Annotated in this window: 27 protein-coding genes; 8 read left to right on the top strand and 19 right to left on the bottom strand. The window is 41.2% G+C overall.

The window, feature by feature from the left end:
* Positions 1-50: 50 nt before the first annotated feature.
* The 3 genes from IPL34_RS14800 to IPL34_RS14790 form a co-directional block, all read right to left on the bottom strand.
* Entirely contained in the window at positions 51-485 is a 435-nt protein-coding gene (locus IPL34_RS14800; protein ID WP_296842218.1) for a hypothetical protein, read from the bottom strand.
* Positions 486-800: 315 nt separating this feature from the next.
* Complete coding sequence (locus IPL34_RS14795) at positions 801-1,397, bottom strand: hypothetical protein (protein ID WP_296842217.1); 597 nt, start codon at positions 1,395-1,397, stop codon at positions 801-803.
* A 124-nt stretch (positions 1,398-1,521) separates the two neighbouring features.
* On the bottom strand, positions 1,522-2,361 hold the full coding sequence (locus IPL34_RS14790; RefSeq protein ID WP_296842216.1) for a hypothetical protein: 840 nt from the start codon (positions 2,359-2,361) through the stop codon (positions 1,522-1,524).
* A 324-nt stretch (positions 2,362-2,685) separates the two neighbouring features.
* Between IPL34_RS14790 and IPL34_RS14785 the strand changes: the two genes are divergently transcribed.
* Positions 2,686-3,279 carry a Uma2 family endonuclease gene (locus IPL34_RS14785; protein ID WP_296842215.1) on the top strand — a complete coding sequence of 198 codons (594 nt, stop codon included), beginning with the start codon at positions 2,686-2,688 and terminating at the stop codon, positions 3,277-3,279.
* Positions 3,280-3,429: 150 nt separating this feature from the next.
* On the opposite strand, the gene IPL34_RS14780 is transcribed toward IPL34_RS14785, so the two are convergent.
* From IPL34_RS14780 to IPL34_RS14740, 9 genes are all read right to left on the bottom strand, one after another.
* Positions 3,430-3,822, bottom strand: coding sequence for a DNA-directed RNA polymerase subunit alpha C-terminal domain-containing protein (locus IPL34_RS14780; RefSeq protein WP_296842214.1), 393 nt, complete (start codon positions 3,820-3,822; stop codon positions 3,430-3,432).
* Between the two features lie 58 nt (positions 3,823-3,880).
* Entirely contained in the window at positions 3,881-4,177 is a 297-nt protein-coding gene (locus IPL34_RS14775) for a DUF1330 domain-containing protein (protein WP_296842213.1), read from the bottom strand.
* 184 nt (positions 4,178-4,361) lie between these two features.
* Positions 4,362-5,021, bottom strand: coding sequence for a nuclease-related domain-containing protein (locus IPL34_RS14770; protein ID WP_296842212.1), 660 nt, complete (start codon positions 5,019-5,021; stop codon positions 4,362-4,364).
* Between the two features lie 34 nt (positions 5,022-5,055).
* On the bottom strand, positions 5,056-5,934 hold the full coding sequence (locus IPL34_RS14765) for a hypothetical protein (protein ID WP_296842211.1): 879 nt from the start codon (positions 5,932-5,934) through the stop codon (positions 5,056-5,058).
* Between the two features lie 202 nt (positions 5,935-6,136).
* Positions 6,137-6,592: a thiol-disulfide oxidoreductase DCC family protein gene (locus IPL34_RS14760; RefSeq protein ID WP_296842210.1), complete on the bottom strand. Its 456-nt coding sequence runs from the start codon at positions 6,590-6,592 to the stop codon at positions 6,137-6,139.
* Positions 6,593-6,806: 214 nt separating this feature from the next.
* Positions 6,807-7,604: a hypothetical protein gene (locus IPL34_RS14755; RefSeq protein ID WP_296842209.1), complete on the bottom strand. Its 798-nt coding sequence runs from the start codon at positions 7,602-7,604 to the stop codon at positions 6,807-6,809.
* Positions 7,605-7,795: 191 nt separating this feature from the next.
* Positions 7,796-8,158, bottom strand: coding sequence for a YkgJ family cysteine cluster protein (locus IPL34_RS14750; RefSeq protein WP_366931060.1), 363 nt, complete (start codon positions 8,156-8,158; stop codon positions 7,796-7,798).
* Between the two features lie 78 nt (positions 8,159-8,236).
* Positions 8,237-9,388, bottom strand: coding sequence for a PHB depolymerase family esterase (locus IPL34_RS14745; protein WP_296842208.1), 1,152 nt, complete (start codon positions 9,386-9,388; stop codon positions 8,237-8,239).
* A 16-nt stretch (positions 9,389-9,404) separates the two neighbouring features.
* Positions 9,405-9,821, bottom strand: a complete 417-nt coding sequence (locus IPL34_RS14740) for a hypothetical protein (protein ID WP_296842207.1) — start codon at positions 9,819-9,821, stop codon at positions 9,405-9,407.
* A 217-nt stretch (positions 9,822-10,038) separates the two neighbouring features.
* Between IPL34_RS14740 and recG the strand changes: the two genes are divergently transcribed.
* The 6 genes from recG to IPL34_RS14710 all read left to right on the top strand — a co-directional run bounded on the left by recG (position 10,039) and on the right by IPL34_RS14710 (position 16,349).
* Positions 10,039-12,144, top strand: a complete 2,106-nt coding sequence (gene recG, locus IPL34_RS14735) for an ATP-dependent DNA helicase RecG (protein WP_296842206.1) — start codon at positions 10,039-10,041, stop codon at positions 12,142-12,144.
* Between the two features lie 188 nt (positions 12,145-12,332).
* Positions 12,333-12,599: a hypothetical protein gene (locus IPL34_RS14730; protein WP_296842205.1), complete on the top strand. Its 267-nt coding sequence runs from the start codon at positions 12,333-12,335 to the stop codon at positions 12,597-12,599.
* Between the two features lie 92 nt (positions 12,600-12,691).
* Complete coding sequence (gene uvrA / locus IPL34_RS14725; RefSeq protein ID WP_296842204.1) at positions 12,692-15,514, top strand: excinuclease ABC subunit UvrA; 2,823 nt, start codon at positions 12,692-12,694, stop codon at positions 15,512-15,514.
* Positions 15,515-15,557: 43 nt separating this feature from the next.
* The gene (locus IPL34_RS14720) at positions 15,558-15,794 is read left to right on the top strand and encodes a DUF2281 domain-containing protein (RefSeq protein WP_296842203.1); all 237 of its coding nucleotides are present in this window, start codon (positions 15,558-15,560) and stop codon (positions 15,792-15,794) included.
* A gap of 2 nt (positions 15,795-15,796) precedes the next feature.
* A complete protein-coding gene (locus IPL34_RS14715) occupies positions 15,797-16,192 on the top strand; it encodes a type II toxin-antitoxin system VapC family toxin (protein ID WP_296842202.1) in 396 nt (131 codons plus the stop codon).
* Positions 16,158-16,349, top strand: a complete 192-nt coding sequence (locus tag IPL34_RS14710) for a hypothetical protein (RefSeq protein ID WP_296843086.1) — start codon at positions 16,158-16,160, stop codon at positions 16,347-16,349. The genes IPL34_RS14715 and IPL34_RS14710 overlap by 35 nt, the downstream gene beginning before the upstream one ends.
* A gap of 114 nt (positions 16,350-16,463) precedes the next feature.
* On the opposite strand, the gene IPL34_RS20750 is transcribed toward IPL34_RS14710, so the two are convergent.
* The 7 genes from IPL34_RS20750 to IPL34_RS14680 all read right to left on the bottom strand — a co-directional run bounded on the left by IPL34_RS20750 (position 16,464) and on the right by IPL34_RS14680 (position 23,131).
* Positions 16,464-16,748 carry a YkgJ family cysteine cluster protein gene (locus IPL34_RS20750; RefSeq protein ID WP_366931059.1) on the bottom strand — a complete coding sequence of 95 codons (285 nt, stop codon included), beginning with the start codon at positions 16,746-16,748 and terminating at the stop codon, positions 16,464-16,466.
* On the bottom strand, positions 16,741-18,378 hold the full coding sequence (locus tag IPL34_RS14705; RefSeq protein ID WP_296842201.1) for a hypothetical protein: 1,638 nt from the start codon (positions 18,376-18,378) through the stop codon (positions 16,741-16,743). The genes IPL34_RS20750 and IPL34_RS14705 overlap by 8 nt, the downstream gene beginning before the upstream one ends.
* A gap of 15 nt (positions 18,379-18,393) precedes the next feature.
* Positions 18,394-19,485: a hypothetical protein gene (locus IPL34_RS14700; RefSeq protein ID WP_296842200.1), complete on the bottom strand. Its 1,092-nt coding sequence runs from the start codon at positions 19,483-19,485 to the stop codon at positions 18,394-18,396.
* 117 nt (positions 19,486-19,602) lie between these two features.
* A complete protein-coding gene (locus IPL34_RS14695) occupies positions 19,603-20,163 on the bottom strand; it encodes a Uma2 family endonuclease (protein WP_296842199.1) in 561 nt (186 codons plus the stop codon).
* Between the two features lie 11 nt (positions 20,164-20,174).
* Positions 20,175-20,927 carry a rhomboid family intramembrane serine protease gene (locus IPL34_RS14690; RefSeq protein ID WP_296842198.1) on the bottom strand — a complete coding sequence of 251 codons (753 nt, stop codon included), beginning with the start codon at positions 20,925-20,927 and terminating at the stop codon, positions 20,175-20,177.
* Positions 20,928-21,109: 182 nt separating this feature from the next.
* Positions 21,110-21,478 carry a hypothetical protein gene (locus IPL34_RS14685; RefSeq protein ID WP_296842197.1) on the bottom strand — a complete coding sequence of 123 codons (369 nt, stop codon included), beginning with the start codon at positions 21,476-21,478 and terminating at the stop codon, positions 21,110-21,112.
* Between the two features lie 27 nt (positions 21,479-21,505).
* Positions 21,506-23,131: a S8 family serine peptidase gene (locus tag IPL34_RS14680; RefSeq protein ID WP_296842196.1), complete on the bottom strand. Its 1,626-nt coding sequence runs from the start codon at positions 23,129-23,131 to the stop codon at positions 21,506-21,508.
* A 281-nt stretch (positions 23,132-23,412) separates the two neighbouring features.
* Between IPL34_RS14680 and IPL34_RS14675 the strand changes: the two genes are divergently transcribed.
* Positions 23,413-23,709: a hypothetical protein gene (locus IPL34_RS14675; RefSeq protein WP_296836435.1), complete on the top strand. Its 297-nt coding sequence runs from the start codon at positions 23,413-23,415 to the stop codon at positions 23,707-23,709.
* Positions 23,710-23,827 lie beyond the last annotated feature (118 nt).

The raw sequence follows: 23,827 nt of genomic DNA, 5'->3' as shown, positions 1-23,827 counted from the left end.
TTACGTTGTTATAAAGCATTTAATGCACGACTGAAATTAACACCACCACGTTATTCAAGCTCAAAGCGTTGACCTTGAATAAGCTTTGGTTCTTGACGAACGTACATTTTGAAACTTGTTGCTTTGACCGATATTTCACCTTCTTGACATTCAAAGCGATAAGTATGAGTTGTAAACTTACGATTTGGTGTTAGTTTTGGATGCTCCTTGTAAAGGTCTGACACCTCAATGAGACCTTGCTGTGATTCAATATCAATTTTCACATCAAAAGCATTTTCAAAAACCATTGTTACGGGAGTGACCCAAAATTTAAAGTATGTTTCATTTTCATTCGGGTGAACCCATTTGAAAATATAATCAAGGTCTAGCAAGTATTCGAATTTCTCTGAATTAGGAATTATTGACCATATTGAGGCATCATGCCACCCCATAACACTGAAATCAGCTTCAGACCAAATGTCTTTTTCTAATTCGTATGTACTCACAAGTTTGATTCCTTATAACGTCATGTGTGACGGGCGCGGCGGGGAGTAAATTGTGCGAAGTCGCGGGTTGTCACCGCGTCCGTCGTCGACATAATTGTTAGCCCGTTAATTGAAGTTATTAATGTTATATTTTTTGTGAATTGATTTATCACTGCTTATCCTCAACTCCATAAAAGATTATGGGTAACACCAATTTTTAATTATGGTTAGTACGACATACTATCAAATATCTGAATACTAGATCGATGAAACTATCTAAACTTCCTTAGTCCACTCTAAACTTCCACTCTAAACTAGATTACAGAGAATACTTTTTTATTGTTTCCCTATTATTGGAAATAATTTGTCACGTAAAAATAATTCAACCCGCTCCACTAAGAAATAATCAACATTTGTTGTTTTAATTGATAAATAATTTATTTTGAATTTAACTTTTTTAGAAAAAGATTTTCTATGCATTAATTTTAATGCATAAGTTTTTTTATTTGGTTCAATGTATAAATGCTGATGGATACGATCACCGATATTTTCTGATTTTCCCAAATAAAATGGGATCCAGTCTTCTTTCTGATATTTTTCAGAAGTTGATTTACTTCGTTCTTTATTTGATTTTGGAAAGTAACTGATAGACTCTTCTGGATTGTCCCATTTATTCAAGAAGTTTTCTAATATTTTTTCTAATGAATTTGTAGTTTTCACATCCAGGTTTTTAAAGCTAATCCAAAACAAGTATATTCCTGAATTATTGCAATCAATGCTGACATTTTCATTAAATGTGATATTAGTTCCTTCCTCTGATAATTTATCGATACAGCTTTTTAAAAAAGCATCATTCTTAAGCAAGTCGTTTATTGGTGAAACCATTTTTTGTGCTTTTTCAAATACGCTGGTGTAATCATTTTGGTTATTCATAAGATTATTTTTCGTCATTGGTATTATTTGGTGCTAACGTCTGAATTAACGGGCACGGCGGGGAGTAAATTGTTGGGACCCGCGGGCTGTCACCGCGTCCGTCGTCGAATAAATTGTTGGGTTTTTATTTCTCTCGACTTGACATTATATTATGTTTTATTCCCGATTTTTCAAATGCTTCATCAGAAGATATTTTTACTAAAAGCTCTTTTTGTTCATATGAAAGATGGTTATCAAGTGTTTGAGTCATTGATGAAATCTGATTTTTAAGATAAGCCATTATGATATTAATGCAACTGATAAAGGAATTATAATCAAAAGTTTCACAGAATCTAGCTTGGCTATGACTTAAGTTTTCTTCTATATTTATTTTGTTGCTATTTTTATGTGCCCAGTATTTAAGAAAGAATTTATTTGCACGTAATTCAGTATGGGCATAGTGTTTATTTCTTAAATCAATTAGGTTGTTGTGAAAGCCTATCAATTCTATATTGTCTTTGAATATTGTTTTAACACTATCTGTAAGTTTAACTCTGCCTATTGAACTGTTAAAGGATTTGGCATAAGTGACAATAGCCCCTGAGAGGGAGTATTCTAGACTCATGGCTAATTTTGGAGAAAGAAAATATAAGGCTGGCAATATTCCAATGTTTGAAATAAACTCTTGAAAATCGTCTCTTTGTTTTTGGAATTCGTTTCTATTATCAGAATAATCTTTTGCTAAAAGATTGATTGCCATCATTATTTCTTCGTCAATGATAATATCTTTATGCTTTTCTTTTAATGCCTTATAAATTTCTTTTTCTTGAAATATTTCATGTAGAGACTCAGCCAAAGTAAGAACATCTTGCATTTCCCACCATATTTCACTGTAGCTTTCTACCTTTTTTATTATCGACAATGCTTTTTTGTCATTAAGGAACATATCATGTTCTTTAGGAAATAGATTTTTCTGTATTTCCATATTCTAATTTAAATCTCTATTTGATTAGTTATCTTTAGTGGAGGGGGGTAATTCTGAACCCAATAGTATGTTATACGGAAACTAGGTATAACAGGTTATACGGAAAAAACTAGGCAGACTCTGTATATTAGAATTAGGCGGAATTGGAGCTGCAAGATAACAATCTGTATTCATAGGGATTTTTCGATTTTGCTGGGGATTTACACAAAATTATACAGCCGACCAGCGGTAGTTTAAAGCACTATTAATACAAAAACACGCGAATTCTATGTAAACACTTAAGATCAGCTTATAATGACCCCATCCCATTAGAGGTCTGAAACTATGGAAGCTCACCGACTACAAACCATTGATGATCTTTATCAAGCTGCTCAAGCAGAGCTACGGGTTGAACTGATCAATGGCGAAATTATTAAACGTCCTATGGCGCGGTTTGCGCATGCTATGGTGCAATCATCACTGGCGGATGAAATTTCATTATTTAAGCGCCGCAAAGACGAAGGCGGTTGGTGGATTGCTACCGAAGTGAGTGTGCGCTACAACGAACACCATTGTCCTACTCACGATCTAGCCGGATGGCGTAAAGAGCGCGTGCCTCGCCCTCCGGTGGGTGTCATGGAAGTATTGCCGGATTGGGTGTGTGAAATTACGTCCCCTGGGCATGAGGGGAAAGATTTAGTAATGCACTTATTGCGGCTCCAAAGCTATCGAGTCCCTTACTATTGGATTATTTCACCTGAAACTAAAACATTGATTGCCTATGAGTTGGAAGGTGAACACTATCGAGTGGTGTTTTCACAAGAATATCAAGCCAGCGCTAATCCGCAAAAGTTTCATATCCCACCTTTTGCTGAGTTAGGAATCGACTTAAGTTATATTTTTGCTTTAGATAATGAATCACCCGATACCCCATCTTAGTATTTGCCAAGTAGTTTAAAACTTGACGATTTTCAAAATTTAATGGCTGATTTTTTGAAAAAGCACTTCACGATAAAACCGCTTTTTTAGATTTTCGGACGGTATCATGCAGCTATCACGTCGACCAAACTAAATTTCAGGGGGCTAATTCTATTTTTTATTAGACAACGCTAGCTCCTCATATCTTTTTCTTAAACTAATAATATCTAGAGGCGGCCAATCAGGTATATCCATATCAAATCGAAGATTAAGTTTTTTTAGGCTATCGGCTACACTCTCCAAAGCCAGTCTACCTAGGTTGGGAGTTTGTATCAAATTACGGTAGGGCGTATTTACTAAATCACCAAGATAAATAATATTTTGCCGCAAAAATGCATTATGTGCTCTTATTGGCATAGGAATTTCGTGGATTGATTTGAATAAGTGGATATTGTATTTAACGCCTGAGGCACTCACAAAAAAACTGGATGAATCTTCAAAAATGTCATCAGTCTGCTCTATTATTATTTGCTCATTGCTCTCATTATCTGCGGTTTGCGTCATATTTATGCTCCATTTTTAAAGGGGTTCTCGATAAGTATACGGTTAAGCCATTGATTTTTTAAGAAGCATCAACGCCCTCAACAATCACCACGTCTATAGTCACAGCGGAAAGACGTAGTTTGGCGGCTGCTTGATATTCTTCTGAGTAATAACAATCTATCGCAGCTTGATAAGAAGGAAACTCAATAATACTATTACGTGTTTTAGTTGCCCCCTCTGGATTCTGATATTGTCCAGCTCGTGCTAGAAATTGAGCGCCATATTTTTTGAGTGCTACAGGCGTTGCTGAAGCATAGGCCTTGAACTTTTCGGGATCAATAATATCTACGTGAACAATCCAATATCCTTTTGCCATGATTTGTCTCCAATTATGAGTATTTGATTTTAAAAAAGCCCTTCACGACAAAAACCGCTTTTTTAGGTTTTCGGACGGTATCATGCAGCTTTGTGGGAACTCAGAGCAGCCATAAAACTCACGATGGCTAGTAGTTCCTTTCTTAGCCATTATTTTTGTTAGAACTGAGCCGCATTTTGGGCAATTAAGACTTAAGTCGATTTCGATTGGCTCTGAGTTGCTCAATATGTTCTCGATTAGTTTTGAATGATGCCTCAAGTTTTTGTGAATTGATGCGTTCTATAGCATCTTGTACTAAATTAGTTGATAACATTAAATCCTTTTTGGAGCTTATATAATCAACCCAACCCCTATCTAAAACATTATCAGGCATTGTGGTTTTGAAGGTGCTGTCACCAATAAAAACTATAATTGAATGAAATTTATTTTCCTCAATACCAGTAATTTTGGATAGTACTTTGATGTGTTTGTAATTCTGGTGAAGTGGATTTTGAAATGTATACGACCTTTTATAGATAGTTTGTGTCCATGTTTTGTTGTGTTTGTTACCAAATATCCACCCCTTCATGTTTTTCGTCTCTATCACGAAAATGCCATAGATAGATACGATGAGATGATCAATCTGTGTCGTGCCATCGAAAGATGGTAGTGTCACGTCATTTATTAAATGGTATATATTGGGATCGAGTTTGCTATTGATGGAGAGTTTGACTATAGCCTCTCCAGCTTTGCCTTTGAAGTGTGAAGACTTTAAATATGATACTATTATCAGTAAGAGTATTAGTGCCAAAAAACCTAAAAATAGTTGTCCTGTTGGGGGAAAAAATGTTGTTATATAGTTCATTATTAGGCCTTCGTTTTATTACTGGTTAGGCATTTTAATAGGCTTGGACACCAAACTTAAGTAGCAATCTAGGGAGAACATCATCAAGGTTTTGAACGTCTTTATCTTGTAGTTCTATAAGATTGAAACCATATTTATTATAAAGATCTATTTTCTTCTGTTTTCTTGCTAAGTATTTCGGATCGTTTTCATATCCCCAATACTCGATATAAACCTTGCCAGTTGGAATATAAAAATCACAATAAACATCTTCTTCTATAGGTAACTTTCTTTCATAGGCATGTACAATCTCAGCCATATAAAGCCAATTATCAATGAGCATTTCTGCTTTTGAACGAACCATATGACCGTCAGCACTTCTATGTTTAGCTTCAAATTTTTCTCTAAATTCTACGGATTCTTCATTTGCGGTTTTAGTTGTTTCCGGCAAAGGAGAGTGATTAACGCCCTTGACTTGATCAATAGTCTCCTTTAATGATTTTGACTCTATGATGGATTCAGGCCAACGCACATAGGGAATACCTGATTTTTTATCTTCTGATTGCACTCCGCCTTGTTTTTTCCCTGGTTCAGTAATTACCCAACCTTTTAAGCCTTTTTGTACCCAGCCCAGTTCTGATAAAATAAAATTAATTTTGTTAGGTGACAAATCAAAATTTTTGCCAATAACGGTGGATGTTATCAGTTTTGCATTGGTTTGTTCTTTATTAAGATCAAGATCCTCCGGCCAAACAATGTATTGACCATATTGAGCGGATTCTTTTATTGATCCTCCATTTTTAATGCCAAGCTCAGTTAAAGACCAAGTATCATTGTGTTTAATGATATAGCCCATATCTACTAGATGGGAAAATAATTCTTTCGGAGAAATATCATATATTTTAGCTAGTGCTGTTGTTGATATTTGGTTCATTGAAACTGCTTCCTTTTTTATGAAGTGTGTCAGTAGTGTACTGGCTTGACTTGTATATTTTTTCAGACAAGCTGTTTTATTTTGTCAGTGGATCGATAAAAAATTATATAGCCGACCAGCAGTAGTTTAAAGCACTTTTAATAAAAAAATCACAATACCTATTTGTAGTATCAGCATTTATTGCTGATTTTAAAACGAAATCTCACGACAAAAACCGCTTTTTTAGGTTTTCGGACGGTATCATGCAGCTATCACGTCGACCAAACCAAGCAAAACGCCGCCGCGCAATAAATGAGTAAAGTCCATCGCGCCATGGTTTGGGTATGAAATGCAATACAACACTGAGACGCCAAATGCCGCCGAAATGCTTGGCAATCTCAAGAGCGGCGTCGCTACGGGTTAGGGTTTGTTTGGTGGTGATCAGCGCAAAAGATTGTACGTCGTCTGGGTCTAAGCCTGCCTGTTGGAGCAGATCTCGACCTAATGGGGATTGGACGGAAGCAAAGGTGAAGATTTCGCGCTGATCGTGGCGAATGATGAATTGAACTGACTTGGTGCAGAGGTTGCACATACCATCGAACAAAATGAGATTGTCGTAGCGTTGAGTACTCTCCGGCAAGTAGCGGGGGTGTTCGGTGGTTGGTTCTACTTTACCCATGATGGTTTCAGTCCAGTTATTGGTCTTTGGTCAGTATAGCTTGGTGTGATTCTGTTGCCTATTTTTGGTCTGGAGCAAGCTTTTTCTACACTGAAATTTAGCGGTGTTTTTAGATTTAGCACCTGCTAATGTTATGTATGACGATCGCGGCGGGGAGTAGGTTGGACGAAGACGCGGGCTATCACAGCGTCCGTCGTCGACTAATGTTAGGTTTTTAATTTATATTGTTAATTTTATTGACGACTTTATCATATTCTTTATCTTCATGCTTTTGTTTTAAGATTAGCTGTATAGCCTGCCGAACTAAAGTATAATGACTCTTACATTCTTCTTCTGACAACTCATGCAAACCTTTACTTAATACACCATATAAATTTGCAGATTGGACAAGACGAGTTGGCAGAAATTTAGAAAGTAGTTGTATTCTTTCTGTAACTCTGGATTTAATATATTTATCTTCTTCCCATTTTTCTTCTTTTTTGGCTATTTGATGAGCTTCTTCTAATAGAATTTCAAATATGCGGCGAAGATAAACGAAGGCTCCTATACCTACGCCGTGAGCATATAAACCTATTGAGGTGCCAAGTTCAGTACGTAAATAATCTGGAAGTTCCTTGTATGAATCATCTAACTCGCCAAAATCCATATCTCCTTTTGAAGGATATTGCCCGATTTTTAATAGATCATTGCTATATCTTTTAAAAATAGCATAAAAAATATTATCGCAATTCCCTAATCTATTTAATAACTCATTGTGGTTTTCTCTTGTGCATTTTGCTTTGACTGTAATAAGTCCAAATTTAGTTACTTGTGATTTTTCTTTATTATATGAAAATGTATCATCGTTTAGTCTAAAAACGCTTCTCTTTTTACATTTTGTGCAATATGCATCAATAGATCCAGATGTAAAAAAGGAAGTTATCTCATCATCATTTAGTTCTGAAAGATCGTATGAACTGTATAAAGCATCTTCAGCAAATATTTTTTGTTTGTTTAAGGTTTTATGGGGCATGATATTTTAAACCTAAAAGTATGTTATACTGAAACTAGGTATAACAGGTTATACGGAAAAAATTAGGCAGACTCTGTATATTAGAATTAGGCGGAGTCGGAGCAACGAAATAACAGTTTATTTGACAGACTCTTTACACAGAATTATACAACTGACCAGCGGTACTTTAAAGCACTATTAATCCCAAAAACCTAAGCCTTGGAACCCAACCGCTCAGCAGGGCAGGGCAACGATGCTAATCCATACTTCGCCCGTGCTTTATCGCAAATTTCATTAGGCTTACCATCTTCCCAAGACGCCGTAAACTCACGGCACGTCGACGAACGCTGCGTATAAATCTTACAAGTCGTCGCTTGCCCCACCACACCCTCTAACGCAATACAATGCGGACTATTTTGATTCGTACCACGCATCGCCACCCGCGTAGAATTAAGCGGCTCAGTCAGCTCAACCGGAACAGTACCAAAAGGACTATCCGTCGTTTCGCCCCAATAAAACGACACACGAAAACTCGCACAACACGCTCCGCAAGCAAGGCAAGGATTAGACTCCACAATAACACTACCCCTATGAAAAAAGCGGCATAAAGTATGCCGCAGAACTTAAAATAAACAAGAGGCGAATCACTAGCGCTACAGCGTATGATGGAGGAAAAAGCGCAACATTTCCCAAGAGGCATTAGGGCCTTTAGGATCAGTGTACGAGCCACTCCTATCCCCACCCGACCACGCATGCCCTGCGCCGTGAATAGTCCAATACTCTAGCTCATGGCGCTCTTTACTATTTTTAAGCACAGTGCGCGTATAAGCATGGCTATTACTTGGATGATAGTCTTGAGTGGTTAACTCAAAATACTCATCGCGTTGCTGATAGAGCGTTTTAGCCTGTTCAAATAAAGTTTCAGCATTACGCAGTGAAACGGTTTTATCCAGATCACCTTGAAAAATAATCAGCGGCACAAATTGATTAGGCTTATGAATGGGTTTAGCTCCTAAATTCATCGCCATTAAAGCAGAAGGTAAATCATGTGCACTCCCAAACGCTAAGCCCGAATGAATCCCCACCGCACTATAAAGATCAGGATATAAGGCCGCCATAATCGCACTCATCGCCCCACCCGCCGATAAACCTGCAATATAAACGCGTTTTTTATCCACCTGATACTCACTCATAATGGCCTGAGTAATACCGGCAATAATCGAAGGTTCGCCTTGATTATGCGTTTGATCTTGCGGTTTAAACCAACTCCAACAGCGTTGGGCATTGGCTTGAGCACTTTGTTCAGGGTAGGCAATCAGCACTTGATGTTGCTCAGCTAAAGCATTCATTTGCGTGCCATTGGCAAAGTCATCACTTGATTGCGTACAGCCGTGCAACATAATTACGAGTGGCACAGGTTTGCTGCCATAGGTGCTAGGAATATATAGTTTATAATCACGGCTACCATACTGATTACTAAAGGTTTTAGTAATAAATTGCGCATTATTAGGTATGGGCTGAGGTGTAACCGTGCTCGTTTTAGCAAAAGTTTTGAATAAATGATTAAGCTTATTCGCCCCGTGTTTAGGCTCGGTTGAGGGGGTAAGGGTGGGTGTGGCGGGTTGTTGAGGAGGCGCTTGAGTATGCGTTTTATGGAGTACTTCACCTTCAATAATAGTGTCATCTTTAGCAGATGCTTTACCCCCTAAAGCCCGTTGAATGGTTGCCGTAGCTTCACCTAATTGCCCTGCTTTGACTAACTTAAATGCTTCCTGCATAGAGTCGAGTAGTGGTGATTTCATCATTTTATTATTCCTTTAATTAGTAAATACGCGCAGCTAAAGCGCTTTTCAGTTCGCTACTAGCCTGCAATACGCCCAATACGTGAATGGCTTCAATAGTCGCTAGGGCTAGTTCAACACTCACATCAGAGCCTATAGTCGCTAGCCCAACGACTTGAATATGCAGCTTTTCACCCGCTCGTTGTACCGCTTCTAAATCCTGACGACTGTAATGACGTAGGCCTAGTTCTAGGGTTTTACGGGTCATGGTTTGCTTGACTACATCGGCATGAGTAGCTAGCTGATTACGAATAGCGGTACGAATAAAGTCGGTGCGATTGGAGTAAAACCCCTCTTGCACCATCAGATCGATCTGTCCTAGATCGACATAGCCTAGATTAATCGTGATTTTTTCAGTATCGCCCACTTTGGAGCGTAGCGGGGTAACGTTGTTCATAGAGTGCTCATTTAACTGCTTAACATCCTATTACCATCCAATAGGATTCCATATGGAGTTATATTAGTCTTTTTGTGCGTTGCGTCAATTATTATTTTAGGTCATTTTGGCTCTATGAGGCGCTGATAAACGTATTGCGACCCTTTTGGTTGCTCTTTACAATACTTCTACTTTTTTAACGCATAATGGTTTAAAGCCGCTCAGTACTGATTTATTTATGACAACCACAACTGTACCGACTTCAGCGCTGGATATACCTGTGACTGACCTTAAAGGGGTTACTGAGTTGGTACGGGAAAAATTAGCTAAGCTCGGCTTATTCACCGTGGGTGATCTGCTGTTTCATTTGCCGCTGCGCTATCAAGACCGCACACAGGTTTATGCCCTAGGCACATTAAAAGCGGGACAAGAAGTCTTAGTCGAAGGGGAGGTCGAGCAAACCGATGTCATTATGCGCAATCGACGCATGATGGTATGTAAAATCAGTGATGGTTCGGGGCAACTCACTTTACGCTTTTTTCACTTTAATAATGCCCAACAACGCGCTTTAGCACGGGGCGTATGGGTGCGTTGTTTTGGTGAGGTGCGTCAAGCGGGTAATCACTTAGAAATGGCACACCCTGAATATCGGATTGTGCAAAATAATGATCCTGCACCCATTTCAGAAGCCTTGACTCCGGTTTATCCCAGTACTGAGGGTTTACAACAGCGCACTTTAAGGCGTTTGATTGAATTAGCGTTAGAGCAGGCACAAAACTTACCAGAGCTATTACCTTCCGCTTTAGTGCAGCGTTATCAATTCCCCCCTCTAAGAGATTGCTTGCAAGTTCTGCATAATCCGCCTCCCACTTTAGCCACCCGTACCTTATTAGAAGGTAAACATCCGCTCCAACAACGCTTGATTTTTGAGGAGTTACTCGCGCATCAATTAGGGGTGCAACAAGCACGGCATAAGGTTAAGCAGGTACTCGCTCCACAAATGCTCGCGCCCAATACCTATTTTAAGCAGCTCCTCACCTTGCTCCCTTTTAAGCCTACCGGAGCACAACAGCGCGTGATGGGCGAGATTGAGCAAGATTTAAGAGCGAATAGCCCGATGAATCGCTTAGTACAGGGCGATGTTGGGTCGGGTAAAACGTTGGTCGCCGTCGCCGCTGCATTACAGGCGATTGCGAATGGCTATCAGGTAGCACTCATGGCTCCCACCGAATTACTCGCCGAGCAGCATTATCAAAACTTTTGCCAATGGCTTAATCCACTGGGTTTAGAGGTTGAGTTTATTTCCGGTTCACAAACACCGCGCCAGCGTAAACGTAAGGTCGAGAATTTATTATTAGGCATTAGCCATATAGCGATTGGTACGCATGCTTTATTTCAGCGCACGGTGGAGTTTTTGCAATTAGGCTTAATTATTATTGATGAGCAACATCGCTTTGGAGTACATCAGCGCTTTGAGCTGCGTGAAAAGGGCAAACAAGGCGAACACTATCCCCACCAATTAGTCATGACCGCTACCCCGATTCCGCGCACTTTAGCCATGACCGCTTATGGTGATTTAGATTATTCAGTGATTGATGAACTACCCCCCGGACGCCAACCGATTACCACCGTAGCGATTAGCAATGAGCGCCGTGATGATATTATTGAGCGCATTGCGCTCGCGTGTTCCCAAGGGCGACAGGTATATTGGGTGTGTACGCTGATCGAGGAGTCCGAAGCCTTACAATGCGAAGCGGCTGAAAAAACTGCACAACTACTCAAAGAGCGCCTCCCACACATTCAAATCGGTCTAATTCACGGCAAATTACATGGCTCTGAAAAAGAGCGCGTGATGGCTGAGTTTAAAGCTAATCAACTACAACTTTTAGTCGCTACCACGGTGATTGAGGTAGGGGTAGATGTGCCCAATGCGTCTTTAATGATTATTGAAAATGCTGAGCGCCTAGGCTTATCCCAATTACATCAATTACGGGGGCGTGTCGGGCGGGGCAGTGTAGCGAGTAGTTGTGTACTCCTCTATCAAGCCCCTTTAGGCAAAACCTCACGTAAGCGTCTCGATGCCCTGCGCCAAAGCCAAGATGGTTTTAAAATTGCGGATATTGATTTAGAGATTCGTGGTCCGGGTGAAGTGCTAGGAACTAAACAAACAGGTGAGGCGCGTTTAAGGATTGCGAGTTTAGTGCGAGATCAACGCTGGTTAGGGGAAGTCCAGCAAGCCGCACGCTTAATTGTCAGCAAACATCCACAGCTTATTTCCCTCCTGATGCGCCGCTGGCTGCAACAAGCCGATGGTAATAGTGCCGCGCAATTTTTCCATAGTTGAGCTAACTATTACCAACTATTTGATAATAATACTGCCAATTAAAAATATAAAAGTTATCAAAAAAGAGTGATTATTGCCAAATAATATATCAACAATTCTTATTCACTATAGGAATAAATGTGAGGTAATTTGCTGATTTTGTGACTACGCTCAAAGATGAAAGGAGTGATAAACCAAGGAGTATATAAATGAAATATAAAGTATTTCTTATAAGCCTGTTATGGGGGCTAATGGCTGCACCATTGCAAGCTGAAACAGTTAAAAAGCTGCATGCAGAAATTCCGTGTCCTAATAATGAAGCGATTAATGCTAAAGTGTGTGAGCGTGAGTTCAGACCTGTGTGTGCTTTGATTAAAACAGGTAGAGAACGTTTTAGACGCTTAACCTATACCAGCAAATGCCTAGCCTGTAGTGAAAACAAGGTCGTCTCTTACACCGTAGGACCTTGTCGTTAGTCCTACCCGTCCTAGCAAAAAGTATTAGTCCCCAAATGCGCCGAAAGTTGCTAATATTCGGTTTTGGTACGGTTTTAGGCTAACAAACCCTTATGGATAAATTCATCCGTGTGCGTGGCGCTCGCACTCATAACCTGAAAAATATTGATTTAGACTTACCCCGTGATCAATTGATTGTGATTACGGGTTTATCAGGTTCTGGTAAATCCTCCCTAGCTTTTGACACCATCTTTGCTGAAGGACAAAGGCGTTATGTCGAGTCACTCTCGGCTTATGCACGGCAGTTTTTATCTATGATGGATAAACCGGACTTAGACCATATTGAAGGGCTATCTCCGGCGATTTCGATTGAACAGAAGACTACCTCACATAATCCACGTTCTACGGTTGGTACGATTACCGAAATTCACGATTATCTGCGTCTATTATTTGCCCGTGCTGGAACACCGCGCTGTCCTACTCACCAAGTTGATCTAGCCATGCAAACCGTGAGCCAAATGGTGGATCGAGTACTCGCTTTACCCGAAGGAGGCAAATATATGCTACTTGCTCCGGTAGTGCGTGAGCGTAAGGGGGAGCATGTACAACTGTTTGAATCCTTAAAAGTACAAGGTTTCCTAAGGGTACGAGTTAATGGTGAGGTCTATGATTTAGAAGCTCCACCCACCTTAGAATTGCGTAAAAAGCATACTATTGAAGTAGTGATTGACCGCTTTAAGGTGCGCAGTGATATTGCTTTACGCCTTGCAGAGTCGATAGAAACTGCGCTGAAATTATCAGAAGGCTTAGTGATTATTGCCCCTATGGACGGACAAGAAGGTGAGGAATTACTATTTTCGGCCAATTATGCTTGCCCACATTGTGGTTGGGCGTTGACTGAATTAGAGCCGCGTTTATTTTCGTTTAATGCCCCTCAAGGAGCGTGTCCAAGCTGTGATGGTTTGGGGGTAAAGCAATATTTTGATCCAGAGCGCGTGGTGTCGAATCCCGCTTTGAGTTTAGCGGATGGCGCGATTCGTGGTTGGGATCGGCGCAATGCGTATTACTATCAAATGCTGACTTCGCTTGCTAAGGCGTATCAATTCAGTATCGATACCCCGTGGAAGCAATTACCCGATAAAGTAAAAGAAGTACTGTTGAATGGTAGTGGAGAGCGCACGATTGATTTTACCTATCAAGGAGGTAAGGGGCAATTTTATCAGCGCCTCGATACCTTTGAAGGCATACTCAATAATTTAGAGCGGCGTTATAAAGAAACGGACTCTAATGCAGTACGCGATGAGTTGAGTAAGTACTTAGCTTCACGCCCTTGCCCCACCTGTAAGGGTACGCGCCTGAATGAGCAAGCACGTCATGTACTGATTGCAGGGCGCAATTTACCCAGTATTAGTGATTTGCCTATTGGTGAGTCGTATCAATTTTTTACTACTTTAGAGCTACAAGGCAAACAAGCACAGATTGCCCGCCAAATTTTGCGTGAAATCAGCCAACGATTAGAGTTTTTGGTCAATGTGGGGTTGGATTATTTAACGCTTAGTCGTAGTGCGGAAACACTCTCAGGGGGTGAGGCGCAGCGTATTCGGCTAGCTTCGCAAATTGGTGCGGGTCTGGTCGGGGTGATGTATGTATTAGATGAACCTTCAATTGGGCTACACCAGCGCGATAATGAACGCTTGCTCAAAACCTTATTTCGGCTGCGCGATTTAGGTAATACCGTCATTGTAGTAGAGCATGATGAGGATGCGATTCGTGCGGCTGATTTTGTCTTGGATATAGGTCTCGGCGCTGGGGTGCATGGGGGACATATCGTAGCGCAAGGTACACCTGCACAAGTCGCCTCTAGTCCAGAGTCAATTACCGGACAATTTTTATCAGGCAAACGTACTATCTCTATGCCTGCACAGCGTACACCGTTTAATCCAGAGCGTGTTCTGCGTGTGGTGGGGGCAAGTGGTAATAATCTGGATAATGTCACTTTAGCAATACCTTTGGGTTTACTGACTTGCATTACAGGGGTTTCAGGGTCGGGTAAATCTACCCTGATTAATCGCACGCTCTATCCTTATTTAGCACGACATTTACACGATAGCAGTGTTGAAGTGGCTCCTGTCCAAGCCGTCGAAGGCGCGGAGCAGATTGATAAGATTATTGATATTGATCAAAGCCCGATTGGTCGCACCCCGCGCTCAAATCCAGCCACTTATACCGGAGTGTTTACAGCGATTCGGGAGTTATTTGCCGCCACCCAAGAGGCACGTTCACGCGGTTATGAACCCGGACGTTTTTCTTTTAATGTCAAAGGGGGGCGTTGTGAAGCTTGTGCGGGAGATGGGGTAATTAAGGTGGAAATGCACTTTTTGCCCGATGTGTATGTGAAATGTGAAGTATGCAATGGGCAACGCTATAACCGCGAAACCTTAGATGTACGCTACAAAGGCAAAAATATTCATGAAGTGCTGGAAATGACGGTGGAAGAAGCATGTGAGTTTTTTAAAGCTGTACCGCCGATTTATAGCAAGCTGAGTACTTTAATGGAGGTGGGGCTGTCTTATATCACGCTAGGTCAAAATGCCACCACACTCTCAGGGGGCGAGGCACAGCGGGTGAAGTTGGCCAAAGAACTCTCGAAACGTAGTACCGGAAAAACGCTTTATATCCTCGATGAGCCAACCACAGGGCTGCATTTTCATGATGTCGATCAACTGCTGCAAGTGTTGCATCGTCTACGGGATGGTGGAAATACGGTGGTGGTGATCGAGCATAATCTGGATGTGATTAAAACCGCTGATTGGATTGTAGATTTAGGTCCAGAAGGCGGAAGTCGCGGCGGGAGAATTATTGCCGTGGGGACGCCAGAGGAAGTAGCGAAGGTAGAGGGGTCGTTTACAGGGGAGTTCCTGAAGCGGATGTTGTGATACAGTAACTATTATATGAAGAATGGTTGTAATGAGGTTCACCATGAATACACAAACAGTGATGGAGCGTTTTTCTTCCCTTCCCCCTGATGCACAACAGCAAGTTGCCGATTTCATTGACTTTATGAAAGGGCGTTATCAGACAGCGAAGCCCACAAAAAAGAAGGTTGCCCGTGTAGCATTGGCGCAAGAGGCGTTCATTGGGATGTGGTGCGAACGTAAGGATATGCAGGATAGTAGCCGCTGGGTGCGCGAGTTACGCCGTAAGGAATGGGGGTGAGAATGGCAGAGTGGACGTTAGTTGATACGGATATTCTGATTGATGCAGCACATAAAGATGAGACGGCAGTTACTGTATTGCAAAGTCTCGAATCAACTTCCAGCCTTGCCGTCAGCATCGTAACCCAAATGGAATTGGTGGTGGGTTGCCGCAACAAAACTGAACTGCGTGAACTTGCCAAATTTCTGCGACGCTTTCAGGTTATCCATTTGTCGGCAAGTATTTCACAGCGGGGATTGGAGCTGTTGCAACAATACCGCTTGAGTTATGGTTTGTTGATTCCTGATGGACTGATTGCCGCTACTGCGCTAGAAATGGCTATACCCTTGATTAGCAAGAATCAGAAGGATTATCGCTTTATTGATGGTTTACAGTTGTTACCTTATCAGCACTGCTGATCCTCATTTGGATGTGATCAAGACGGCGGATTGGGTGGTAGATTTAGAACCAGAAGGCGGCAGTCGTGGCGGGAAAATTATTGCCGTGGGGACGCCAGAGGAAGTAGCGAAGGTAGAGGGGTCGTTTACAGGGCAGTTTTTGAAGAGGATTTTATGAGTGTTGTGGCAAGGGTAAAAGCTGGGCTTTTTCCTGAGTTTTGAGGTTAATTATTAGGATTTTTAGGGCATAACTGTGTTAAATTAGAAGTTGGTAAGTTTTAGTATTACAGAGCTAGTACTCATGCTTTAAATTGTTTTTTAAGTATAAGCAATAAGCTAAATTCATTTCAACATATTGCTCCCAAGACATCACTGTATTCAAATGTTTTTCATAAAACAATGCAACTTGACAAACATCAGGTCTAGTTGCATAAATAGTACAACGATTAGTAGTTTCACTAAAATGGATACAAACTCCATCACCTCGACTTAAATATTGAGTAGCTTCTGATAAATGCGTTTGCTTGCAGCAAGCTCCGCATTGATAACAGGGAAAATTTCGGCTACTACTAGTCATCACAAAGCTTTAAAACCCAATCTTCTAATGATTTTTTCTTACCCATTTCAAAAGGTATTTTTATATCACGTTGTTCTAGCTGCTTAGTAAGCATTATATTACGCTCTAACTCACTATTAGTGTCTGCTAGACTATTCACAAATAGAGCTATCTCATTAGCATCAAAGTTAAACTCAATCACAGATAAGTTAACTAGATAAGCATCTAATTCTTGATTAATCGGTTTATAATAATCTAATAGCTTCTCATGTTTACTTTTAATAGTATCTAAGAAAGTCCATAATTTTTGCATACTAGGGCTACTATCCAAAAAGTAGTTTAACCCCAGCGTAATTACTCCACCTACAAAGGCACTAATAAAACTATTAATTTCCGCCCCAAATGGAAAAGCTAATGAACTTGCTAGTACGCTATGCAATACTGAGCCAATTATAACTCCTGTACTTAAAGCAACTATTTTAAAACAAGCCTTACTGAGCTGTCCTAGTGATAAATTATCAGGGTTAAAAAAGGCTAGTTTAATAATCTTAACCAGATTATTCCAGCTTTCTCTAATGATCTTTCCCCACAGCTTAGTAGTAGTTAAAAAAGCATTCAAAATAGTTGAAGTAATGCTTGCAAAAAAACCACCTATAAACGAATCTTTAAAAGTGGTAAGAATATCTTTAAAGCGTTTTTTGATACGTTCCACTACTTGCAAAAAAACTCGTTTAAAATCATCCAGTAGAGCTACAACACTAGTACCTTTGCCCTTATACTTGCTTAGCACTAAAGGAATTTCACTTCTTAACTCAAACCATAACTCAGCTAAAATAATCCCTAAAGATTCCCTCAAACCCATTCTAAAACCTGCACTGGTTGCTGAGCTTAGAGTACTTGCAAAAAATTTTGTACTAGTATAGTAGGCTAAATTAATTTGTGAGTCATATTGAGCACGTGCCTTTTGATCTAACTCACGCATTTTATCAGGATCAATATTTTTGAGTTGATCTAGTGATTCTTCCTTTTGCTTAATAGATGCTTCCAACTCTCGATACGCATGTTGATCTTTTGAGTTAGCCTGAGGCATAGTATCTAGTTTAGCTTGTAATTTAGATAACTCTTGCTCTCTTAAGGCAATAGTATTAGGTAGGCTACCTAAAAACTCCTCTACGCTTTTGTCTTGTTTAGTGCGGTTAATGCTACTATGAGTAGAGTTTAAATTAGAGCCTTGATTGGCTAAACTTTCACCCGACAAGCCTGATAAGACTCGTCCTGCGTCATTATGAATTTCTTTAGCTGATATAGTGTGATCTAGGTCACGCGGGCTATTGCGGTTTAGATTACCTGTTTTAGTATACCTGTCCTCTAATTGGTCATTATGTTGCTGTAGTTTATCCTCTCGACCTTTAGCTATATAATCAGGGTGTTTATGGTAGTCAACAGAATTATAGTCACCCCGTTGCTCATAACGATTTTTCTCAGCCTCGGTTGCCCAAATACCTTGACGCACATTATGAATAGTATCAACGTCTCCACCTTTTTTATCTTGAAATAATAAAAAATCTAAACCAAAAGAAGTAACTAGATTTTTTACCAACAATTGATGTAGTTCTTCAGACCAATCAAAGCTTGCAGTCGTTGCTACCATAAACAGCTCCCTTAATTAGTTATTATTTTTAGCCATTAGAGTATTAAAATCTTGGTCAGATTGCTGTAAGTTATGCTCAATCCCCTCTCTATCTAGAATTTGCATACCATCACTATCTTTTTCGATTTCAACCACCCCATCAGTACTAACTACTACCTTGCCCTCTGTATCTTTTTTAACTTTAAATAAGGGCTGAGATATAATACTAGCCATAATAGCGGCTAATGCAATGCCATTTTCAATGTAAAACTGTGCCGCACCTATTAAATTTTTTGCCGCGTCTTTATTGCCTACTTTAATATAAGCATTAAGCTCTACTAATTTATCAAAATAAAGTTGGAAGACCTCATCCATTTTAAGCAAGCTTGTTTCCATACGTGTGGCATATTCATCTACTTTTAATAAATGAGCATTGGCTTTACTCATTTTTAATAAAATACTAGCGACCTCAGCCTGATATTTATGGGCATTTTCCAATGCTTTAGCGCCATGAAATGCATAAGCCCACCCTGCAATAGCTAATATAGGTGCTACTACTGCCGCACCCAATACCATAGCACCTCCTGCCATTCCCCACCCACCTGTAGCCAAAGACCCACCACCTATGGCTGCCATAGTAGCATTATAGGCGGCTGCACCCGAAAGAGCTGCTATAGGCGTACCGGTCGAAGCTGCCGCCAACGTCATAACACCGCCATAGACCGCAAAACCTGCCGCAGCCCCTGATGCACCTCCTGCTACGACAGTTTTTAAATAGTCAGTAGCAGTAAAAGCCACCTCACGAATTTTATCTAGTTTATGTTTAGGAATATTGAAATGAATATTAGTATGCTGAAAGTCATTACTTTCCAGAATTTCTTTAATCAACTTATCAAAATTGTCAAACTTAGAACCAATTTCTAACTGAAGCTCTCCTAAACTTTCTAACCGCTTACTTACTTCGTCATTAACACTATCCAAATCTGCCTTCGCCTGTTTATAGGATTGTTCAGCATTAGCCGCAATACGCTCAGCCTCACTTTTATCTTGATAACCATCATAAGCTTTTTTTGCACCAAAACCTGCTGCCGCTGCTACAGCAGCACCAATGATAAAAGGAATAGGCATAGAATAATCTCCATTAAGTAAGTTAATTTGAATAATATTTCAACATACAATGAAAAGCTAGGCAACTTATTTTCATATAAAGGGTTGGTGTTTTTCAAAAGTTTACTTTTTAATAACTTACCCAAACACAAAGCCAAAATCTAATACATAGTCGCTAAACGGTGGAATCATTAATTGACTGCAATCACTCGATTCACACTCCACTGCAAAGGCTACTCGGTAGGCATTATTTTCTAATTGGTAGGCAATCAGTGTTTTATCTTCCGGTGAAATCAGCCAATAATGAGGTACTCCAAAAGCTTGTAAGCGCAATAATTGAGTGAAGGTATCCTTTCTTTCATGTCCGGGCGACGTAATTTCACACACCCAGTCAGGCAATAAATCCATCACCCCTTTAGGGCGCACAGGTAAGCGTTCTTTACGCCAACCTGCCAGATCATGAGTGGGGCAATGATGCTCACTATAGCGCACACTGATTTCCGTCATAATCCACCATCCCCCCATGCCACCTTTGCCCCATAACGGTAAAAATTGCCCTGATAGCCCTGCTTGTGCTAATGCATGTTCTGAACGAGCCATAGGGCGTTTAATTAATTCCCCATTGATTAACTCAATACGCTCATCCTGTTGTTGGGCTTGATATAAGTCATTAATTGTAAAAAGTTTTCTAGCTTCCATGAGGTTAGACCTTAATCGTACTCCAGTCGATGCGAGCAGCGTCCAAACACCAGTACTAAGATTGTCCCGACAATAGCGCCACCGACATGGGCAAAGTGTGCTATACCATCACCAAAAATCGAGAATCCAGTCACACCGGAGAATAGATCAATCAATAATAAAATCGGTACGAAATATTTAGCGGCAATCGGATAAGGGATAAAGAGCAACACTAACTTATGATTAGGAAAGCAAAACGCATAAGCGGCTAAAATGCCATAAATGGCTCCCGATGCGCCCACCGTGGGGGTATGGTAAAAGCTATAATAGTCACTCACCAATTTTTCCGTCAAACCCGGAAGATTCGCAGGATATAAGCCTTCTTTTATAATGCGAGTGAGATCGGTAGTTGTCAGACCTAAGTTTTGAAACTGATTCGCTAACTCATTAAATTGATAAGTATTAATTTCGTTATAAATATAGCCCGCACCTATTCCACAGACCAAATAAAAAATTAAAAATCGTGCAGAACCCCATAAGTATTCTAAATTTTTACCAAACATCCACAGACCTAACATATTCAAGGCTAAATGCATCCAACTCCCATGCATAAACATGCTGCTTAAATATTGCCACTCGTGAAAGTTAGGATTAGCAGGTAGATACAGCGCATAAGGGTTGGGAGAGGGTAACATTTGATTGACATAAGGGATAAATGCCAACACGCATAAAGCGATCAAGGTGTAAGTGACTAGGGGAGTCGGTGGGCGGTGTTCAGTATTCAAAGGTTTTATTGCTAGTAGAGAGTTGAAACCATGAAGTGTAGTCGTTTTTTGGGGTTTGGGTAATAGGGATTACGAGAGCAGTATAGCCGAAAGGCGGCATCCCTGCCGCCAAGACTGCTTTAGAAACACACGATTACTTGTAGCGAAACACTTAGCGGGAATAGGATATTCGGCTTAAGAGTTTATTGGATGCGCATGATGCGATCAGGCTCGGCATACTCTACAAAAGGACGCGTTTGTAATTTAGCACTTAGTACTTCGGCTTGAGCTAGGGGAATCGCTTGGCTGGTAGCGATAATATGAGCATCTCCCGACATAGGTCGTACATAACTGAGAGGTACACCCGCGACTTGTGAGAGCTGCGCCATTTGCTGTGCAGATAAGGGCTGGTTGGGGTCAGCATAGCCCGGTTTAAATTTAATAATGATCTGGGCAATAGCTTCTTGATTAGCAACAGGGTTAGGCTTGGTAGGGGGCGTGTTAGAGTTAGTATTAGGTGCACAGGCCATAAGGCTTGCGAGTAAGGTGCTAACTAATAATGCTTTGAGCATAGTATTTATCCTATTTAAAAGTGTTTATCAGCGTGGGCGTTTAAGTATTCTGAATCCAATCATGCTGAGCATTAGCGCTATTAACCCTCCACTTAAACTACCGCCACCGCCGCCACTACTTTCACCTGAACTAGGCGGTGTGGTAGGAGTGCTAGGAGTACTATTCCAGTCAGTAGTGGGAACTAATGTTCCCGTGGTAGCAGTATCACAACTTGCCATACTTAAACCTTTGACATAACGCACCGCACGGCATGCATCTAATAATCCACCACCTAATTGAGTTTGCCAACGATCCGCATAAGGGTAAGGTCGGGCTGAGGCTCGAAGAGCTTGTTTAATTTGAGTGGGCGTGAGACTAGGGTTAGCGGCTAACATCAGACCAATGACGCCCGCTACATGCGGCGTTGCTTGACTGGTTCCTGCAATATAGCCGTATTGAGCGCTGCCACCCAGCGTTGAGATAATGCCTAAGGTACTACCTACAGCATACATACCCGGAGCGGCTACCGTAATAGCAGAGCCATAATTACTAAAAGGTGCTTTTTGACCATTGGAAGCCACCGCTGCCACAGTAAGCACATTATTACAATTCGCGGGACTATGGGGCGTGGTATCTAAACTTAATCCAGTTTCCACATTACTATATTGGGGAGCACATATACCTACCATAGCACAACCATTGCCAGCGGCAACGATGACACTCGCACCGCGTGCAGTAGCATAATTAATAGCGTCCTGCTCACTATTGCGACAGCTTCCTAGGCCTCCTAGACTTAGATTAATCACTTTAGCAGGGCGTGGATTGACGGGTAAAAACCCACCGCCACTCGCGCCATTACTCACTTGCGGATCACCCGCTGCCCAACGGATACCATCCACCACATCGGAAGTATTCGCCCCTTCTGAAGCGCCAAATACGCGCACGTATAATAAGTACGCATTCCAGTCAATACCGCTCACCCCAAGGTTGTTATTAGCTCTAGCCCCGATAATGCCTGCTACATGTGTACCATGCCATGAAGTGTCCGTTTCACTAGGATCAGCATCACGATTATCCCCATCACCACTATTGACTAGGCTATTATTAATCACCATATCGTAGCCACTATAGGTAAGCTCTGGCACACCACGCCCCGTTAGATCGGGATGATTAAGAGTTGCACCAGCATCCACTACAGCAATAGTGACCGCACTGGAGCCAGTGGTTTCATCCCATGCTTGTATCGCGTTAATGGCCCCCGGATAGATAGAGGGTGATTGCAAATTCCATTGGGAGCCAGTGAAGTAGCTGTCATTAGGAATAGCCGCTCGATATTTCAAGTAATCAGGTTGGGCATATTCAATATTACTTTGCAGGCTGACCGTTTTAGCATAATTTTCTGCCTGCTCGCGCGTCATGGGTTGGGGCAGGTAGAGTACATGCGCCTCACCTGACATAGCGCGTTTGTAGCGTAAATTAGAGACCGTATTCGCCGCAAGGGTAGTTAGGGTATTCTGCGTCATAGCGGGACGCATGCCCGTGCTAGTAGGTTTAAGCTTAATAATTAATTGATTGACTAATGGCTCTTGGCTAAGACTAGACATAGGCAACATCTGAGCCGATAAGGGAGTGCTGATAACAGTGAGTAGAATAGTCCCTAAAGTTTTCCGCATGGGAAGGGTCTCCGCAAAATGAGGTAAACCTAGTTTAACACTGATTATCCCCACTTAAATACAAAAGCCCTATACGGTTTTAAGGTATAGGGCTTAGTAGGGTTACTATTTAGGCAGTACGTTATTTAGGAATCACACCATTAATGACGTAGTTACCAGAAAAGGTACTATTAGTAGCAATACTTCGGACAGTTTGGGCATGATTGAAAAATAGGCTGGAAGCCTCCAGTGTGGGAAGATGTCGTCAACCACGATAACAACCCCTCACCCCAGAAGCTTCCATGTCCACAATAGAAACGATTCTGAGCCAAATGTCCAGTGTGGCGAAACCGCAGCGCCAGTTTTTGCTGACCTTGTTCAATGCGCTGATGTACCTGCCCAGCCGTGTCAACTTCCGCAACCTTGGACGTTACAGTGACTGCCATGAAAAGACTTTTTCACGCTGGTTTTCACGTTCCTTTGATTTTCTAGCGTTCAACCTGCTGATCTTACAGGATGTCCTGCATGGCAAGGGGGAACGTATTGCGGCTATTGATGCCAGTTTCGTGCCTAAAAGCGGGCGCAAGAGTTATACTTAGACTGGTTTTGGAACGGCTCACAGGGGCAGGCGCAACGCGGACAAGAATTATCCTTGTTAGCGCTGGTGGACGTGACCCACAACACGGTACTACACCTTATCCGCCCGCCAAACGCCTA

Source organism: Thiofilum sp. (assembly GCF_016711335.1).
Classification (GTDB): Bacteria; Pseudomonadota; Gammaproteobacteria; order Thiotrichales; family Thiotrichaceae; genus Thiofilum.
The sequence above is the reverse complement of the archived record's forward strand: the minus strand, read 5'-3'. Positions and strand labels throughout refer to the sequence as shown.